The 18,098-nt window shown below is 44.9% G+C and carries 14 protein-coding genes and 1 pseudogene; all 15 read right to left on the bottom strand.

Annotated features, from left to right (window positions below; all coding sequences use genetic code 11):
* Positions 1 to 53: 53 nt before the first annotated feature.
* Positions 54 to 1,028: an acyltransferase family protein gene (locus GGR27_RS20565; RefSeq protein WP_168036873.1), complete on the bottom strand. Its 975-nt coding sequence runs from the start codon at positions 1,026 to 1,028 to the stop codon at positions 54 to 56.
* 289 nt (positions 1,029 to 1,317) lie between these two features.
* Positions 1,318 to 2,451: a glycosyltransferase family 4 protein gene (locus GGR27_RS20395; protein WP_168036872.1), complete on the bottom strand. Its 1,134-nt coding sequence runs from the start codon at positions 2,449 to 2,451 to the stop codon at positions 1,318 to 1,320.
* Positions 2,452 to 2,542: 91 nt separating this feature from the next.
* The gene (locus GGR27_RS07890; RefSeq protein WP_245184556.1) at positions 2,543 to 3,520 is read right to left on the bottom strand and encodes a glycosyltransferase family 4 protein; all 978 of its coding nucleotides are present in this window, start codon (positions 3,518 to 3,520) and stop codon (positions 2,543 to 2,545) included.
* 110 nt (positions 3,521 to 3,630) lie between these two features.
* Positions 3,631 to 3,915, bottom strand: a pseudogene (locus tag GGR27_RS20560) (acyltransferase); the annotation flags it as partial.
* 533 nt (positions 3,916 to 4,448) lie between these two features.
* Positions 4,449 to 5,303, bottom strand: coding sequence for a phytanoyl-CoA dioxygenase family protein (locus GGR27_RS07880; protein ID WP_168036870.1), 855 nt, complete (start codon positions 5,301 to 5,303; stop codon positions 4,449 to 4,451).
* A gap of 608 nt (positions 5,304 to 5,911) precedes the next feature.
* Positions 5,912 to 6,544: an acyltransferase gene (locus GGR27_RS07875; RefSeq protein WP_168036869.1), complete on the bottom strand. Its 633-nt coding sequence runs from the start codon at positions 6,542 to 6,544 to the stop codon at positions 5,912 to 5,914.
* Between the two features lie 167 nt (positions 6,545 to 6,711).
* Positions 6,712 to 8,229, bottom strand: coding sequence for a polysaccharide biosynthesis protein (locus tag GGR27_RS07870; protein WP_168036868.1), 1,518 nt, complete (start codon positions 8,227 to 8,229; stop codon positions 6,712 to 6,714).
* A 270-nt stretch (positions 8,230 to 8,499) separates the two neighbouring features.
* The gene (locus GGR27_RS07865) at positions 8,500 to 9,804 is read right to left on the bottom strand and encodes a hypothetical protein (RefSeq protein ID WP_168036867.1); all 1,305 of its coding nucleotides are present in this window, start codon (positions 9,802 to 9,804) and stop codon (positions 8,500 to 8,502) included.
* A gap of 119 nt (positions 9,805 to 9,923) precedes the next feature.
* Entirely contained in the window at positions 9,924 to 10,436 is a 513-nt protein-coding gene (locus GGR27_RS07860) for a KdsC family phosphatase (RefSeq protein ID WP_168036866.1), read from the bottom strand.
* Positions 10,437 to 10,439: 3 nt separating this feature from the next.
* Positions 10,440 to 11,246, bottom strand: a complete 807-nt coding sequence (locus GGR27_RS07855) for an SDR family oxidoreductase (protein WP_168036865.1) — start codon at positions 11,244 to 11,246, stop codon at positions 10,440 to 10,442.
* A 4-nt stretch (positions 11,247 to 11,250) separates the two neighbouring features.
* Positions 11,251 to 12,219, bottom strand: a complete 969-nt coding sequence (locus GGR27_RS07850; protein WP_168036864.1) for a Gfo/Idh/MocA family protein — start codon at positions 12,217 to 12,219, stop codon at positions 11,251 to 11,253.
* Positions 12,200 to 12,949, bottom strand: a complete 750-nt coding sequence (locus GGR27_RS07845; protein ID WP_168036863.1) for an acylneuraminate cytidylyltransferase family protein — start codon at positions 12,947 to 12,949, stop codon at positions 12,200 to 12,202. Before GGR27_RS07845 ends, GGR27_RS07850 begins: the two co-directional genes overlap by 20 nt.
* Complete coding sequence (locus GGR27_RS07840; RefSeq protein ID WP_168036862.1) at positions 12,946 to 13,830, bottom strand: N-acetylneuraminate synthase family protein; 885 nt, start codon at positions 13,828 to 13,830, stop codon at positions 12,946 to 12,948. The genes GGR27_RS07845 and GGR27_RS07840 overlap by 4 nt, the downstream gene beginning before the upstream one ends.
* A 381-nt stretch (positions 13,831 to 14,211) precedes the next feature.
* Complete coding sequence (locus GGR27_RS07835; RefSeq protein WP_168036861.1) at positions 14,212 to 15,276, bottom strand: hypothetical protein; 1,065 nt, start codon at positions 15,274 to 15,276, stop codon at positions 14,212 to 14,214.
* A gap of 103 nt (positions 15,277 to 15,379) precedes the next feature.
* A complete protein-coding gene (locus GGR27_RS07830) occupies positions 15,380 to 18,055 on the bottom strand; it encodes an SLBB domain-containing protein (protein WP_168036860.1) in 2,676 nt (891 codons plus the stop codon).
* Positions 18,056 to 18,098: the final 43 nt, after the last annotated feature.

Below are 18,098 nucleotides of genomic sequence, written 5' to 3'. Positions count from 1 at the left end.
AGACCAACATATTGATATATCGCCAAAATATCTGCTACTCCTGACTGACTAACTCACCGTAGACTCATCATTTTATTTGAAGCGAGGTTTATACCTAATGCTAATAATATGGATATGACAAAAGCAAGAAAATAAGATACTGAGGTTCCGTACAAATGTTCTTTTAGAGAATTTATGACAAGGTAATGGATTAAGTATAGTTCATACGGTATAGATTCAAGTTTAAAAATCAGGTTAAATTTCTGCTCAGCAATGCTACTTGCTTGGTAGATTAGAGGTATCGAAAAAATAACGACTGGTATGGCTGAAATGACGGCAATTATAGAATAATCAATACTTTTCGTAAAAAATTGATATAAAAAGAAAGAAAGAATAAAACCTACAAAGTAAATATAGCTTCTATGCTTAATTTTCACATCTATCTGCTGCATATATATCGCAATAATAAATACCCAGTAATGGTAACCAAATCGCACCACCTTGTTAGAACTAACGTTACTATAAATATTTAAGGTATTGTCATCCAATAAATATTGAGATAGCACCATACCTATACTGATAAACCCAATGTATGCATAAGGTATTCTTTTCAGTATTCTATACGACGGTATAAATAGCACATAACAGACTAAGATCACCGAAACAAACCAAAAATGACTACTACTGAATATTTCACTCTCACCAAAAAAATAACCAAATCCCGACATCCACTTTAAATAACTAGACAGTATTACTTCTTTTGAAGTAAGTAAACTGTAGAAAAGTGTTAAAATTAAAACTAAAAGGAATGGAGGATATATTCTCTTAATTCTTTTGACAATGAATACAAAAAAGTCGGCGTTCTTGGTTTTAGAGAACGATAAGGACAATAAATAGCCACTTAAAAATACAAAAATCGAGTTGAGTATGAACCCACCTTTAGCTAATATATTCAAATACGGAATATCTAATATTCCCGTATGGTAGTTAACGATTAATAGAGAGCATATTATTTGTACGAAGGTTATTGATTTATTTCTTGTACTCATTCGAATAATTAAATTGACTCTATATTAGTGATCTAATTTGATAAGCCACAAAAATTTGTAGCTTGATATTCTATTTAAGCTCTTTATTTGCAAACCCGTTACTTTTCCTTCCAAAGTAGCCGCTAAAAGGCCACTGATTTAGTAAATTCCGCCGCTAATGCTGTACTGTTCAAGAGTTCGATCCGAATCCCTTATAACTGCGGTGATCAGGGTTACGATTAAAGTAATAACCACGTAGCGTATCGCTATTGTTATCAAGGACAAGGCTCAGATGTGCAATACAAGAAGCTTACTCACCAGAAATGGACTTTTTTGTCGTGTCAACTATTTCTTCAAGGCGCTGATATGCCGCAGCTTCGGAAAAATGGGTTTCAACCCATTCTCGGGCCCGGTTGACCTTATCTAATGTTTCTTCCCACTGCTGCCAAGTAGCGCGTATACCTTCGGCAATTGATTTTGGATCATTTTGGTCAATCTGCCAACAGTTTGCTCCTTGGTTCGTTACTTCCGGAATGCCCCCCATACCGGAAGTAACCACGGGTACGCCATGAGACATTGCCTCGATATTGGATACGCCCAATGCCTCCGAGTGGCTTGGCAAACAATAGACGTCTGCTCCGCGCAACTGGTCCGCCACAAAATCCGGTGACTGCTTCCCGTGGAATATCACCGTGGCTCCCGTGTCCCTAATCGCTGATACGTCGACCTCGGCCGCTACTGCGTTTTCGGTGGGGCCGATCACGTGTAGTTCGATCGGCCGGTCCAATAGTTTAACGGCGGCCATCAATTCCGGTAATCCACCAATTTTAAAATCTGTTTTGACAAAGAGGAGCCGGAGGGCGCCAAGCGCGGGTGCAGTGCGGGGGGTAAAAGTGACGGAGAGAACATTACTCCCCTTGTAGAGCACGTGTACCCTTGCTGGAAGTAACCCGTATTCCTTCGTAACCATTTCGGCGAGGAAGTGGGAGTTCACCACGAGCGCATCTACCCGAAGCGCTGCCGTACGTTCTAATCTACTCAGCAGAATCCGTTGGATCAGCCTTACCCCGCGAAAACCAGCCCGACCGGCGGGCATGTTTTTATAATCGTTGATGAACCCGATAACGGGATTAGGGAAACGCCGGGAGCTCCCGAGCGTGTTGATCACGTTATTAAATACCAGCGGAGTATCCTTAGGCAAAGAAAGACCGGCGATAACTTGAGCGAAAGTCGCACTTCTACTGAGTTGTGCTAGAAAAGTTGTTTTAGCCCAAACCGGAGGACGTGGCATGGCTTGCACATCAATTTCGCTTTCTTGCTTGTTCTCGGTAATGACCAGCACCCGCCCCCGCCCGTGCTTCGCTACTAGACGCGCAAATTTTGCCGGACCGTTCGATACATCATCGTAAAAGTTCGTACAAAAAATAAAGTCGAGATTATTCACTTAGTCTTCAGGTTTGGCCAATGGCCACAAGGTAGGCTTCTTTCCAGGGTCACCGACGAAAGTAGCAACATCACTAAAAATTACTTTGGAATCATTGAAAGGCTACACCAAAATCTTTCCAGGTATGATCGGCTAGATTTTGCTTGTTGCGCTTTCCCATATCTGCTAACGCCACTTTTGAGTAGGAAGGCAGCCGGTTCAATACCTCCCGTACGTCCGTGTCGAACAGTAGCTCCGGCTGTGCCCGGAGGCGGTAGGGCAGCACACCGATCGCCGGTGCAATGACGGGCTTGGCAAAGCCCATGGCGAGTATCGTAGAGCCGGAATTTTCTACCTTCCGAAATGGGAGAACCACAACGTTGGAAGCGTGCATGTAATATTGGATGTCTTCATCAGCCACCATTCCGGGTGCGAAGGTGATTGAAGGATCATCGGCACATAAACCCGAGAGCGTGTCCGTATAAGCTTGGTCCCGACTAATACCCGTTATCAGTAAACGCCAATTTTCCGTTTTTGCTCGCCCGTATTCTCTTATGAGTTCTTCTATTCCTTTGTAGGGTCTAATGCTTCCAAGGAAGAGCAAAACGAATTCATCTTTCGCTATCTTCATTCGCTCCCTGGATGTGCTTGCGCTCACTGAATCACTATAATAACCCAAATAACTTCCTTCGGGGATAACCTTGAATTTTAGTGGTGAGACCTTTAGCGCTACGGAGGCTTTAGTTACTGTTTCGGCGCTGAACACTCGGATCCATTTTGCTTGCTGCGCGAAAATCAGTCTGGGCCATTCATAAATACCGGTAGTCGGTGCGTTGTGTGGATGAATGTTGTGCAGCGTCCAGACGAAGTTCACTCCAAGCACATACTTGGCGAAGAATATATCTAGAACGAACGGTAGAAAAGTCAACCAAGTCATCCATGTTTGACGACGTAAATAATACTGGTGTAACCAATCTACGTGAATGAAATCCGGGCGATCGCGTAGGGCGGTTCGAATAAACGGGAACACTTTTGACGCCACGCCGTGCTTGACCACGAACGAGGGGGTGTCCCTCAATCCCTGCATCATCAGCAACTGGTACGGATTTCCTTTGCCCGAGACTGGTAAACAGCTAATATGTGTAGATCCCATTATAATAAGTATGCACCGTAAGCTTTCCGGGGGTTCTGATTAGCATTTCTTTCTCCGATCTTTTTGGCTGGCACCCCTCCGACAATCGTCCAAGGAGCGACGTCTTTAGTAACTACTGCCCCCGTAGCCACTACTGCTCCCTTACCAATAGTTACACCAGGTAAAATTATGGCCCGATTACCAATCCAGACAAAATCTTCAAGTATAACTCCTCCACCCTTCGTACCAAAATTTGGATCCTGTGGATCGTGTTGAAGCGTCCAAACATTTACCTCTGGCGCAATGTCGACGTAATTACCAATCTTTACCGCCCCCCCTCGACTGTCGAGCATGCAGTTTTGGTTGATATTGACGAAATCACCCATGGAAATATTTCGCGGGTCGCGAATACGAAAACCACGCATGATGGCGCAGTCTTTACCCATTTTAATGAAATTTTCGTACCATAATGTTCTCAAAATTCGCCATGGCAAGTGACCGACTACTGTGTTGGTGAAGTAGCGAATGATGTGACGTGGACGGTAACGGTTTAGTAGCACTTAAAATAAATTGATAATCTTATTAAACAGGTAAAAAGAAGCAAAGAATGTTAATTGAGCGACTTAAGAGGCCTTTTTACATTCGGTTTCTTTCGCAATGACGTTTATCCAAATTGGTGCATCATAACAAGTTCGATTAATAATACACAAGTACTTGTCTAAGACTAATAAAGATTTTTAAATTAAGCACAACAAAATACTTGATAAGTTACCTAATCAGTACTTATCAAGACAATTTGATGAACATCTATACGATTGTGCTACAGCAAATTTTCACTTTCTTAAGATCAGTTTGCCTACAAGCATTTCACAATTAAGACACATTACTAAAATGGAGATCGCTTAGCAGTTATGGCAATTGTTAAGCGATCGTTTCCATTTACACCCTGTAACCTGCGGTGGAATCCAAAAGTGTTAGCCATGGCTAAAGTGTTCTTCTTACAAAGAACAGTTGTTTCCTGAAGACCTAAATCATCTACTTCATTTTTAGAAACCCGGCGGGATCCACTAACGTCCTTTTGAAGACTGTAGTGATACACATTATTGTATCTATCTTTATTTAAGTTTGTATGAGAGCCTTTGACGTATGAGAAGGGGCCGTTCTCCAACCTCACGTCATCAAGGTACAACCAAGCTTTGTAAGTGTTGAAAAAAGTGTCAACGTGCAGTTCAGATTCTATATCTAAATCTTCACCGTCGCCTTGCACCAAGTACTGAATTAATATGATGATGTCTCCTTTGGTAGGATCTAATTCTCTTTTGTCAGCCGCCGAGAACAGTTTTAATAAAAGTGGATGGTTGAGTAAGCCCGTTGTTGTGGGATAAACCGTCTTATCCATATTCTCTATACTTTGGTTGTAGATGGTATTGCTTCCAACTTTTTTAGAAGTTTCGAATGAATCTGAATCGATGAAACTGCGACATTCTTTTGTAATCGCCGCAAATTCACTGTCTGACATAAAATTCTCAACTAATATAATCCCATCCTTCATCAATTGATCAACTTGATTAACCACACTACTATCAACTAGATATTGCTTATCGTGATACCTTTTATTGGCTAACCAAAGCCTAAACGGCTGGATTCCTATTTTATTTAGAAAAGGGCTTGCAACTAATTTATCTTTACTAAACACCTTTGCAATAGGCAAAGATTTTATTTTGGAAGATAAGCTCATCATTAAATTTGTTTTGGAAAGAATTGATGTGATACATTAGATACCAAAAATGGTTCTAAATATCAAAGATAGGGAATACAGATATTTTTCCACTTTAAAAACAAAAGTCTCTCAAATATTTTACACATAGATGACATTTTAGAAGAATTGATATTGTTATATGAGAGATTCTGTGAAGATAGAGGTCGTTCGAACAGATGAAAGTATAGATATACGTACGCGTAAATCCTACCAACCTGAAGTCTTAGAGCACGTTAAAATTTTGGGTCTCTGGTCGGCAGTAGCTTCGCTGCTACTGCGTGATGAAACAGTTTTGTGATGGTTGAGGTGGTAAAACCAAAGTTTAGCCACCCCCATGGCTATCGGGGAATGAGAAATCTGCTAACGGAAACCAGGGCAAAATTGGCCATAACAAGGCCGAAAGGCGAAGCTCCAAAATACTCTTAAATTAAGCAGGAGCTGATAATTAATAAGACATTCGCTTTGCTGAGTCGATAATTTTTGTTAAAAAAATTTATTTAATTAAGATAGTATATTAATTATTGGAATTTTAATACTTAAACTTTGCATACATCAAAAATTCATTTGAGAAAATTAATATAATCCGATTATTACGTCCAATCAATATTTTCTTTCAGTACTCTCGCCGGAATTCCCCCGCAAAGTGTTCTTGAAGGCAAGTCCTTTGTCACTATACTACCCGCTGCTACCACACAACCATTTCCGATTGTAACACCTTTTAAAATAATTACTCTAGAACCAATAAGTACATCATCACCAATAAAAATAGGTGATGACATATCACCTGATTCTCCTATATCATGAAGATCATTATCCAGTATCTGACAGTCCCAAGATATTGCGCACCTATCTCCAATTTTTACGGTAGAACTAGCAACTATCATCGTGTTTGGGTTGACGTACGTACCGTTACCAATAATTAATGAACCTTCTATGTATATACGCGCAGATTCTGCTATCCGGACGTGGCCGTTAATTTGCAACAAGCCACCCGCAGAAATTTTAATGATTCCTTTTGTTCCTGGATGTTGACCGAGCCTATTGGATAGGAACCCAGCGTATAATTTACCTCCCTTCGAAATACATAATTTTCCATTATTGGTAAATATCATTTTGAAAGTTAAAAACAACTTTCCCTTATAACGCAGAAAGCCATTCAGCAACGCAAAAGTGTTAGAAAACACAGCATCGCTTTGCCAAATTTTTTTGATGATATTTTCCATACTCACTTATTTACTATCTCCACTTCAATTGAACTCCTTTAATTTATTTACGTATATTTTAATTACAAAATACAGTGACCATTATACTTTAATTTACATTATTTCAAATACTGCGTATCCGTTAGCGAGTTTAGCTACTTTAAATCAACAAAATTGAACAATTTATATTATGTTGCTCTGAGTATATTTCGCATGAGTAATATCCTACGTTCGATAAAGCCTTTGAAAGTAAAAATTATCAAACAGGCGGTGATAATACAAACAATCAAAAGCATCCATATTTTCTCATTCGTAACGCTGGGAAAGTAACCTTCCATAAGAACAGAAAAAGCAGTCATACCCATTACAAAAAAGGTTGCCAGAAAACAGTCACGGTAAATACCTTTATTTTTAGATTTCTCGTGAAGGTGGCTATTGGGGTTTCGGTACAGCAACAAAGGCGCGGACACAAGAATTTGTAAGCAGGTCCCCAGAATGACTCCACCCACTCCAATCGTATTTATCAAAATCAAGCTGGTGGTTAAATTAATTGAGACAACTATCACCTCTATTCTGAATAAACGTTTGGTTTCACCAACAAAGTAAAGTGCTTGGTAAATCATTAACGGTATATTTTTCAATATAGTGGCCCCAAGAAGCAACTGGCCATAAACCACATATTCCGCATATTGATGGGTCCCAAGCCACAGTTCAATTAGTAACGGTAAAAGAACAATAGAAGGACCAATCACCATAGCAAGTAAAAGACCCATCATTCTACCACCTTCCCTCGCAAACTTATCGAGTACTTTTCTTCCTTGACTAATGTTTATCCTGACGTAGTGAGGCAGCAAAATGATCGCCCCTTTACTGATCAGCGATTTTATTACGTTATAGGGCTTCGTAATGATAGTATAAATTGTGACGTACTTCACATCAAGAAAAAAAGCAATGATTAACTGATCCGAGTTTTGAGTGAAAAAATTGACTACTGATAGGTAGAATGTTTCTTTCGCATACTTCCATATCTCTCCATCGATGATAGATTTTTCTTCTACATTACGAACTAAGTCAAAACGAACTAAGTAAGCTGCTTCCTTCCGAATAGTGATTAAATCAAGAAGAACTGAAATTAGCAGGAGTAAGATCATCCCGACCATTAAACCATAAATTGAAAGAGAATAAAAATATACTAGTCCTAGCAATAGTGCCTGCACTAACAATTGCCAAACCGCTAATACGTTCCTACGAAAAAATACACCTGCACCCTTTAGCATAGATTGAGAAAGTTGCCCAATCAACAGAATAATGCTGTAAATACCGGCACCACTCAGCAGCCAAAAAGCGTCGTCACTAAATTTAGGTGAAATATTGAATACATAACCTCTGCCGAAAGCCAGGATAAAGAATATGCATCCGATAAGTAAGGATGACACAATAGTTATGGTGCCGCATGTTTTGAGTGCCAAACCGTATTTCTCAACGTTATTATCTTCTCTAAATTCGGCAACGTAGCGAGCTAACGCTTTTCCACTGCCGAATTCTAGCACCATTAACGTACTCGCTAATCCAATAGACAACAAGTAAACACCATACAACTCTTCACCGTAGGCGTTCAAGTAGACAGGAATTGAAAAAAGCCCGATTAGTAGCTGCAGACCATAAACAATATAGTTGCTTCCCGCGTCAACCAAAAACTTTTTCACTCCTTTCAATGTATACTATTTAAGCTATTATACCTGATGCAACTAACCGCTTACTATTTTGAAAGTGCTTCCAGTACACCATTTTTTAGATTAGCGGACTAATCAGTAGATAAATTTCTTGTCGACTCTCATAAGTAGTGTTGCAGAGACAGCAAATAGAATCTCAAGAAACTGCATAAATATATTATTGACCAGGTTTAATAATAGCTCAGCACTTATACATCAAAACAAATTACTCTGTTAGCTATATCAACACCACTCACAATTATTTTATATTTTAACCTTTGAGAGCCCTTGAAGCTCATCTGCCAAAAGTTTGGCAAAAGCCGCAAATGTAAATAAAGGATTTTGATCTTGAACTTTTTTATTGAGTTTAAGGTACTGAATATTTTCAATATTACTTAAGATATTCTCTGTTTTCTCCCAGCCTTTAGCATGGTTTTCCGGTGATACTTTGACTAGGTATTTATCATTCTGATACTGATGAACAAAATTAAAAATATTTACGATCTCACCGTCGTCTTCGCGCACGTCAAGCAGAAATGATGGTGTTGAAGTGAAGCAACATTCAAGGCCCAATGTCGTGCCGAGGTGAAAAAAGCCTTCGGCTTGGTCTAATTTAACAAACTTGTCTATTATTGCTTTTTGGTTAACAGACATATCAGAGTTACGAAAGTCATCATCGACCTCAATAGCCGAATGTGCGTACAGTCGATCATAGAGTGACCAATTGCCAAGCGGGGGGTAAGGCCGAACAACCAATTTGAATTGGGGAGATATTTGTAGAATTAAGTCCGCTAGTTCTACGGCGATATCAACTTCTTGGGGGACCAATGACTCAATACCGATCGCACAACCCATGTAAATATAGGGGAAATCAAATATTTTGGTTGTCACATTTTGCTTGTACTCGTTGAGATACTCATATATATAGCAAAATTGACTGGCTCCTAGCACAGTAATATTTTTACGGGGCACTCCCTGTAATTCACATAAATCGTCGGCGAGTCCAGTGTTCCACACTAGATTTTGACTCCTTGTACTGAAGCGTGTGTGTTTGCAAGGATGATCCCAAGAATAAACGTAAGTAAGCACCGCGTGCCCCTCCCCCAGTAAGCGAGCTAGCAATGCATCATCCGCTATTTCACTAAAACAGACAAAGGCGTTTATTCTAGAGATGTCCGTTCCCCCCAAAGGTTCAATATCATTTAAGTAAGCATCGTATGTGTAATTATTGGGCAAGGTGCGATGAAGGTGATAGAACGCTTTCGCTTTCTGACTCGGCAGTCCTCTGAGGCGACCATTTTTAAAAGCTTCCATCAAGTAGAAGTTCTGGGTACTCTTCGGAATTGCACGCGTTATTCGGTACCGCATTCGAGTTAGTCGATCTTTTAAACGACTTCCTTCTTCTTTGATAACTCGTATCTCTACCCCATCGGGTATGTGATTTTGTACACGATCAATATCCCGTTGTCGACAAAATAAAATTACCTCATGCTCGTAATCTAGTTCGCGGATAACTCTACGCACGTCATTTCGGAAGTCGAAAAAAGTAACAATAAATCCTAAAGTCATGCGTGTAAAATAAAAGTGATGCGTGTTACCGCAAATAATTGGAGTCTATACTACAATAGTTAGACAGATAAAATATTTTCTCTTGTAATTGTCTTAAACCAAAGAATCACGCTAAGAAACTAGTCTGTGATTTGTGCCCTTGTTGATGCTATTAATGATATATCATCCAGCAGAAACTCCACCCACTCACGAACACAACCCTCTCCCCCTTTCTTGCTTAAAACGTGAATCCCCTCCAGCGCCAGCACCCCCCGCATAGCGTCCGCCGGGCAGGCGGCATAACCGACGGCTTTCAGCAAAGGAATACAGTTAAGGTCATCGCCAACGTAGCTTACTTCAGATAGCCCAATACCTAACTCCTCGCAAATCATTTTCGTTACGTCGAGTTTGCCACCATCCCGCTTACCTTGGTGGAGAAAATCAACTTTTAGTTTTTCCGCGCGCCGCTTGACGAGTTGGGTATCCTCCGAGGTGATGATGCCCGTTTTTATACCGGCCTCCCGTATTAACTGGAAGCCCATACCGTCCCGGGTATTGAATTTCTTTAATTCGTCACCGTTTTCGGTGTAGTACATGCCGCCGTCGGTCATGACGCCGTCGATATCGGAGAGGAAAAGTTTAATTTTTTTCATAAGCTACCAAGCGGTCCAACCGCCGTCTACTGGAATTACGGAACCCGTCATGTAGCTGCTGGCGTCACTAGCCAGGTAGACGAAAATACCGATCAGTTCTTTGCGATCACACATCCGCGCCATGGGGCTGTACTGTGCGAAACGCTCTTTAAATTCGTCGGAATGATTGTTTTCGATGCCGTGCGGGACTACCGCATTACAGCGGATGCCTTCTTTTGCGTAGAAAGTCGCCAGGTACCGGGTAAAGTTTGGAATAAAGCTTTTCGTGGCTACGTAGTCGATCGGCTTGTAGCTGATCTGACCGCCGAAGTCGTAAAGTCCCTGGTTCGGGGCGACCAGCGAATACGTACTGGCCAGATTAATGATGTTGCCGTGGCCTTGTTCTACCATTTGCCGACAGACCACCTGGGTCATCTGGATGGTGGCCGTCATGTTGACCTCAACGCTCTGGCGTAAAGGAGCCTCGGGGTAATTCTCGAAACGGCTATTGTTGATCTTACCCGTGCCGCCTTTGTCGAACTTCGCGTCGATGGCCGCACTGTTGATCAGCACGTCGATGCGCCCGAATTTTTCTACGGCCTGGCGAACGGCCTCTTCCCGCTGTTCCGCAACGGTGATGTCCAGGGCCAGAGTAATTACATTTTGGGCGCGGTCGCCGGTGCCGAGGTCGGACAGCGGAGCAGGGTTTAGGTCGCAGGCTACGACTTGCGCACCGTCAGCCAGGAAAGCCAAACACAATTCTTTACCGATCAAACCGGCCGCCCCGGTTATTAATATAACCTTATTCTCAATCGAGATAAATTTTGACATAAGTCTATTGTAAGATTTCTAGTAGGCGTTGGGAACTGCTAATCTGATCGTGGGTATAGTCCGCCCAGGTATCGGGCGCTTCCAACCGAGAAAGGAAGTCACGACTTTGATCCAGGAAAAGGTCGTTCCGGTCGAAATCCTCGATGGTTTCGGTGTCGACTTGACCATCAGGGTAATATGTCCGTAGTTGGTTAGCGAAAAAATCCACTTCCACGCGGGCCTCATCGAATAAATAAGTGTACGTACGCCGGGGGGTGCGCTCGAAGAAGTTCTGGTGTACGGTGCCGATTTGCCCTTTACCATTTTCGAGTTGTACGTCGATCGAGACATCTACGTCAACTTCGAGGCTGCTTCCTTTGCTCTTTACCACTCCCCTGGCACCCGCGTCCGCGCCCAAAATCCAGAGCGCTACGTCCAGATCGTGAGACAGCGTGAGGCCCGCTCCACCGCCGAGTTCTTTGCGGGCGGCGTATCCCTCGCGATAATCCTCCCAGGGGTGCCAGTCCGGCAAATATTCACCCCAGTGGCTCGCTGCGTGAACGAAACCACCGTAAGCATTTTCGTCGACCAACTTCTTGACCGACAGCAGTAGCGGGTGGAACCGCATCATGTAACCGACCTGAACGAAACGGCCGGCGGAAAGTGCCGCAGCCTCCAGTTCCGCCAAGCCCGCCGTGGTGTGGCTGAGCGGCTTTTCCACCAAAACGGACATTCCCCGTCGTAAGCATTCCATACTTTGCGAAAGATGCAGTGCCGTCGGGGTACAAATAATTGCCCCCGTCGGTGCGTACGTCATCGCTTCGTCGAAGCTCGTTACGATGGTTAATTCGTCCTCCTTGATGGTCCGCAAAGGAAGGCGGCGGCTGCGCAGCACCGTGATCTGGTCCACGCCCAGGGCGCGCAGATTACGAACGTGGCGCTCGCCAATGCTACCCGCCCCGATGACGAGGATGCTAAGTGCTTGTTTCGGCAAAACGAATGGTTTCGGTGGTTTCGATGATGAGTTGGGCGTGCTCGAAATCCTCCTGCTGGTCAATGTCGACGGCGTAATCACCCTCCACGATGTAGGGGATGATGTGGTCGCCGCTGAGTACCCCGCGGTCCGTGATCAGCGAGGTGCGGATGACGTCGAGCGTGCCGATTTGCCAGTAGACGACCGGGAGCGTTTGCCGCAACTGGTTGAATGGTTCCTCTACGTTATCAAGCGTCAGTAGCGGTTCCATTCGGGTAGCGTTGTCGTTGACGCGCCACATTTTATAGGGCGTTGCCGGGGCCGGCGTTACTACCCGCAAACTATCCGCCTTAGTGGAAATAACCCGATCGATACAGACATCGATGAGATTGGGGTGGCGGATCGGGCTTGTCGGCCTGAGCTGGACCACGTAATCGGGCCGATAGTCCTCGTTTTCAGCTAGCCAATTCAGGGCGTGTTGCCAAAAGTCGATGTCCAGGCTTCGGTCTCCCGCTAACTCTGGAGGACGCAAAAAAGGAACTTCCGCCCCGTATTCGAGCGCAACGGCGGCGATCTCTTCCGAATCCGTACTCACGATAACGCGGGTAACGTTGACAGCGTCGAGACCGGCTTTAATACTATAAGCGATGAGCGGATGGCCGGCCAGCTTCATGGTATTCTTCCCCGGCAAGCCTTTGCTACCGCCCCGCGCGGGGACGATAGCCAGTATTTCGGGCTTCGTAGCACTCAAACTTTACGGGCTTTGAGTTTCTCGCGCTGTACGCGTTCGATCTCCAGGATCTCGCTGGGCTTGTAGGTCAGTGCCGTGTGCGCTTGGTGAAGGTTACGGCAAAGTTTGCTCAGGCCGGGAGCCTCCAAGCTAGCGGCGTGGTCGGTACCCTTCCAGGTGCGATCTTGCGTAAAGTGGCGCTCGACCCAGTAGGCACCTAAAGTGTAGGCGGCGATGTCGGTACTAATGCCGAGGTGGTGTCCGCTGAAGCCAATGCTTTGAACGCGGTCGCCAAACAATTTGTACAGGCGGTTGATCTCTAGCAGGCAGACGTCTTCGAAGGGGACGGGGTAGCCGGAAGTACAATTGTACATCACCAGGCGTTCTTTTGCCTGGCCTTTCTCTTCGAAGAAAGAGACGAATTCCTCGATCTCATCAAGCTTCGTCATGCCCGTGCTGATGTGAATGTCTCCCTTGTACTCATCCCGCAGGACGCGCAACATCTCGGTGTTGTTGTTGCAGGCGCTCGGTACTTTGATGAATTCCGGACGAAGGCCGGCAATTTCCCGGGCGCTGGTCACGTCCCAAACGGAAGTAGCGTAACCGATGCCGATGCTTTCGGCGTACTCTTTGAGCTCGGCGTGTTGCTCCCAGTCAAACTCCAAGAATTCCCGGTGGGCACCGTAAGTGTTGCCGTAGCTGTTGTAGGGGACGGGGTGTGGGGCGTTATATTGCTCCTCGGTGAGTAGCTCTTTATTGTTACGCTTTTGAAACTTGCCATAATCAGCGCCGCAGTCTTTAGCTGCTTTGAGGAGTTGCTTGGCTAGCTCCATCTTGCCCATGTGGTTGCAGCCGATTTCGGCGATAACCTTGGGGGCTTTGTATTCGAAATTGAAGGTCATGGTATATCTTTTTAAGGTTATGGGTTTACTATTCCGTTATGATGTAGCGCACCCCGAAATTAATTAATTCGCGAGCGCCAACCGTAACTCAATGCCGTAGCATTCGCAAATACTACAAAGTATGGTATTTTAAAGATCAAAAATTTTAGCACTTAAGCATACGACTATTCAACAATGATGAATGAAAGATGATTGAGTATTCATTATCTCTAAATGCTTATGTTTTTAAGCAGCTTTCTTAGTCGCCGTACTGCAAGATAGTTCACAAATGCACTACCGGCACGCGATCGTGAGTACTTACGAAAGCTAATGATCCCGCGTGATACTACATACATCGTAAGGGATTACACCGATGCGTTGCTAGAAAACAATGGGCATTGACTACGTCCGCGACGGGGTATTATTCAGGGGGTCGTTCATCACGTCCTGATAAAATTTTCGAGCCGCCAGGCACCCAAATATCAAAAATAGTCCGAGAATGAATCCTTTAATTGCTTCCTGAATCCAACTTTCACCCTTAATGGATAGTGGCATAAAGGGCTCGTCGACTATTTGAAAAAAGGGCGTTTTAGTGCTGAGCACGAAGCTAGCTTGCTCAAGATTTCGCAGTACTTCGCCGTACGCGATTCCAAGAATCTGCACCTCACGGTTCAACTGTGCCTGTCGTACTAGGTTTGATCTTTGAACTACCCCCTGGCTACGATCGAGTAAGGTGGCAAGGCTGTAATCCGCACTTTCCAATGCAGTTTTGATTGAATCCGCTTTGTACTGCAATCCGTTCACCGATGCCAGTGCGTTTCCGGTACTCTCGATAGTGTAAAAATCACTCAATCGCCGGTACAAGTCTTCGGATAGTGCCAAGCTCAGCTCTTCGTTAATGGTACTAGCGGTGACGTCGAGAATACCCGTCATCTCATCAGCCGTGAATTTAAGTAGCCCGTTATTGTCATCAAGTACGAATCGATAGAGCTTTTTGAGTAGTCTTTTTTCTTCCCGATTAAGGTTCTCAAGAGAATCTCCACTGATTCTGATGATGTCTTCCATCTCCCAGACTTCCACCAGATCGTATTCGCGTATAATGTGATTGCCAATTTTATCGATCTGATCATCTATTACAAGGCTGTCGAGTAACAGGCTATTCATTATCTTTTGAGATTCAGCCAGCGCCAGGATTTTAGTTAAGTTAAGTTGCCCACCAGTACCACCACCTAAACCGAATTGACCCAGAATATTTCCAACTCCGCCGCTGGAAGGAGAATCTTCATTTACCACGAACGTGAGCGGTGCTTGGTAGGTAGCTCGAACTTCAGTGGCCCGGTACGCGAAGAAAGCGGCAAAACCAAGACTAACGATTATAATCCAGTACCAGTAGCGACGTATTAATGCAACATAACTGCCTATAAGTACAAAAATCTCATGTATCGAAACTTCCTTTACTTCACTCATACTACCAATGCTAATACTAATTTAGATTACCACCTATTTCTTTAGACAATTAGAGGAGGGTGATAATACACTTCGATCAATGTCAAACTATACATTAGTCGGCCTAAGGTGTGTTCCTTTGACTAATTAAAACAAAGGTAACAATAGTTGTTGCCGTAGAAGCGAGAATAGATACCAAACGTAACCAGTCAAATCGCTCTTCCCGCCGTTGCTTCTGCCGTTTTGGTGGCGCTGCCCCCACCCGGACGATGGCACCGGGTTTAAGGTCCGGATAGTCTTTGAACAAAAGAAAACTGTTGGTCTCTTTTACTCCTCCATTGGCGTACTCTACCGTGGTCGAACGCCTACGGGCGTTATCGTCGTCGAAACCGCCCGCGTAGTTTTCTACGTACCAACGGGCGGAATATGGCCCCTTGTAAGCCACCCGTAAAACACCCCCGACGTTAGTAGAATCCACGTTGAAGCGGTGCGCCTGCGTATTTACAGTATAAATGGTTATTAGGTCTTCTTTCTTCGGTACGGAGAGGATGTCGCCCGCGATCAAAACTACGTTGGCCGGATTAGCTGGGTCGACAATAACTTCATCAAGGTCCAAAACTACGAAACCAGTGTCGCGGCTCTCGCGATAAAGCCTTGCGCCCTCGGGGAAAGCTTCACCGGTCAGCCCGCCCGCACGAATGATTACGTCGAACAACCGTTCATTATCTTTAAGCAGTGCGTACGTACCGGGATAGCGAACCTCCCCCTTGATGACGATATTCTGGATAGTTTCAAACTCCGCGGCCGAGCGCACGATCACTTCATCGTAAGCTTGTAGCGTGAACGGTTCGTCTGCGTTCAAATCAATTGTGGTCAGAAGTGTTTTTGTCCCCCCTCCCTCACTAATTTGTAACCGGAAGACTTCTACCCGGTCCGGAGCCGCATCGATGCGAGTACCACCGCCCATATAAATTAAGTCCCGCAGGGTTAAGCTCGGATCATAAGTGTAAGTGCCCCCTCCACGAACGGCTCCAGAAATACTCACCGTAGCTTCATCCGTGAAACGCTCCCGAAAATAGACGACTATTCGGTCGAATGGTTCCAGTGCATAGCTACCATCCGTCAGTAGATCGATGCGTTCGTATATCTTCTCTTTCGAGTTAGTTAACGGCGTCCGAATCAGCATTACTTCCGGGATTGCGTTTGTTTCAGTCCCACCAGCTAACAAAACCGCTTCTTCTAACGTCAGTGCACCGTCTTGCGGAAAGGGTAAAGTAGTAACACCACCCCTCACGGCGCCACTAACGGAAAATGTGGCGTTGTCCACGTAGGCACTTTGCGCTAACACCTGCAGGCGGTCGCCCCGTTTCAGAATTATGTTCTTCGCGGTTGCGTCCGCGTCTAGGTCTATTCGGTCTAACCGTTGGGTACCATCGTCGTTGTCGCGAAATAAGAACGCTACGTCAGTGCGTGCGCCCGGTCGTAGCCGACCGAGTTTCAGTAGTGTATCTAAGGTAATACCAGTCTCAAAGGGATATCGTCCGGGCAATAAAACTGCCCCCTCGATGGTCACAAAATTTTGGATTGGGTCCTCAATAATGGGTACGTTGATAAAATCTTCATCCTCCAAATTGAAGTTTGGTGTGGCGTCTAGGTCAACGTTGAATAATTCCAGCGCCCCATCTACGTAACGCGTGACCTGGATGTTATTGACCTCGGCCCGGGTCTTGGTCCCGCCGGCAAAATCGATCAAATCGATCAGCGTCTCCCCAGCTTTGAGTTCGTATCGCATTGGACGATCGACACCACCCCGTAACGCAACGATCTTCTCTGCGGGAGGAACAAATATGGACGCATTGTTACTCAAAAAAAGGCCTGATTTTTCCGTTGGGTTTCGCAGGTATTCGTACACGTCGAGAATGGTCGTTTCGTCTCCATCAATCAACTGAATGTTACGTACCGTGCCCCGATCGGTGGGCCCACCCGCAGCTACCATGGCGTTGAAACCAGTATTGATCGACGATAGAGAAAAGCTACCGTTGTTTTCCACGTCGCCAAAAATATTGACGCTGATTGTGCGCGCTGCCTGAATTCGAATACTTAACTCTCCATCACGAAAAGTATAATACTGTTTGAGGCGGCTGGCCAACAATATTCGGGCGTCACTGAGGGGAATGCCACCGAGCGAGATAGCGACGCCATTAGGAAGTTTTGTGGACCCCCGGTTGTCGATACGGAGGTTCAAATCCGTCTGACTGGCCCCAAAAATTGAAACAGCGAGCTCATCACCCGGCTTCAGTGGATAGCTATCGGGCGGCGTTACGTTTTCCGTCGCGCGGTATACTTGCAGACTTTTGTCCCGAAATAGTTGGTGGCCGTAAATGTTACTTACCGCCAAAATCTCCGTAGCGGCTTCAGTGGTGACTTCCGAGATAGCCTCCTCAACGGAAGTCGAGCCCTCCGCTACCGCCTCTTCGATTCTGATGGTGGACCGGGAGGCTACCTCATTAGCCACCTGGGTCGCCTGAGCTTTCTCTGATTCCATAGTGGCAATCACCTCCTCGATCTGAGGCTTGAGGCGCAGGGCTTCTTCAGCTGAGATGCCCTCCGTTTGAATACCACGGGCTTCGAGTCGAGTGCGTAACTCGGCCTCGTTAACATCGCGGTTTCTCAACATCTGACGAATCACCATTTCTTGCTCGCCGCGTGATTGACCAGGTATTTGGCCAGGAATCTGGCTGGCTAGGGGTAGTGCAATTGCACACAACACTACAAAGAGGAGGGAGAAAATGAATTTCAAAGGAAAAAATTATGGTAAAATAAACAAGCAGACACAAAAGAGT

This window comes from Neolewinella antarctica, from assembly GCF_011927835.1.
Lineage (GTDB): Bacteria > Bacteroidota > Bacteroidia > Chitinophagales > Saprospiraceae > Neolewinella > Neolewinella antarctica.
Note: the sequence above shows the minus strand (reverse complement) of the source record. Positions and strands in the feature narration are given on the sequence as shown.

Coding starts and splice junctions, on each gene's coding strand:
- GGR27_RS07860 (WP_168036866.1), bottom strand. CDS start 10,436: ATGAAAAAAATTAAACTTTTCCTCTCCGATATCGACGGCGTCATGACC.
- GGR27_RS20565 (WP_168036873.1), bottom strand. CDS start 1,028: ATGAGTACAAGAAATAAATCAATAACCTTCGTACAAATAATATGCTCT.
- GGR27_RS07855 (WP_168036865.1), bottom strand. CDS start 11,246: ATGTCAAAATTTATCTCGATTGAGAATAAGGTTATATTAATAACCGGG.
- GGR27_RS07835 (WP_168036861.1), bottom strand. CDS start 15,276: ATGAGTGAAGTAAAGGAAGTTTCGATACATGAGATTTTTGTACTTATA.
- GGR27_RS07875 (WP_168036869.1), bottom strand. CDS start 6,544: ATGGAAAATATCATCAAAAAAATTTGGCAAAGCGATGCTGTGTTTTCT.
- GGR27_RS07890 (WP_245184556.1), bottom strand. CDS start 3,520: ATGATGCAGGGATTGAGGGACACCCCCTCGTTCGTGGTCAAGCACGGC.
- GGR27_RS07880 (WP_168036870.1), bottom strand. CDS start 5,303: ATGATGAGCTTATCTTCCAAAATAAAATCTTTGCCTATTGCAAAGGTG.
- GGR27_RS07865 (WP_168036867.1), bottom strand. CDS start 9,804: ATGACTTTAGGATTTATTGTTACTTTTTTCGACTTCCGAAATGACGTG.
- GGR27_RS07840 (WP_168036862.1), bottom strand. CDS start 13,830: ATGACCTTCAATTTCGAATACAAAGCCCCCAAGGTTATCGCCGAAATC.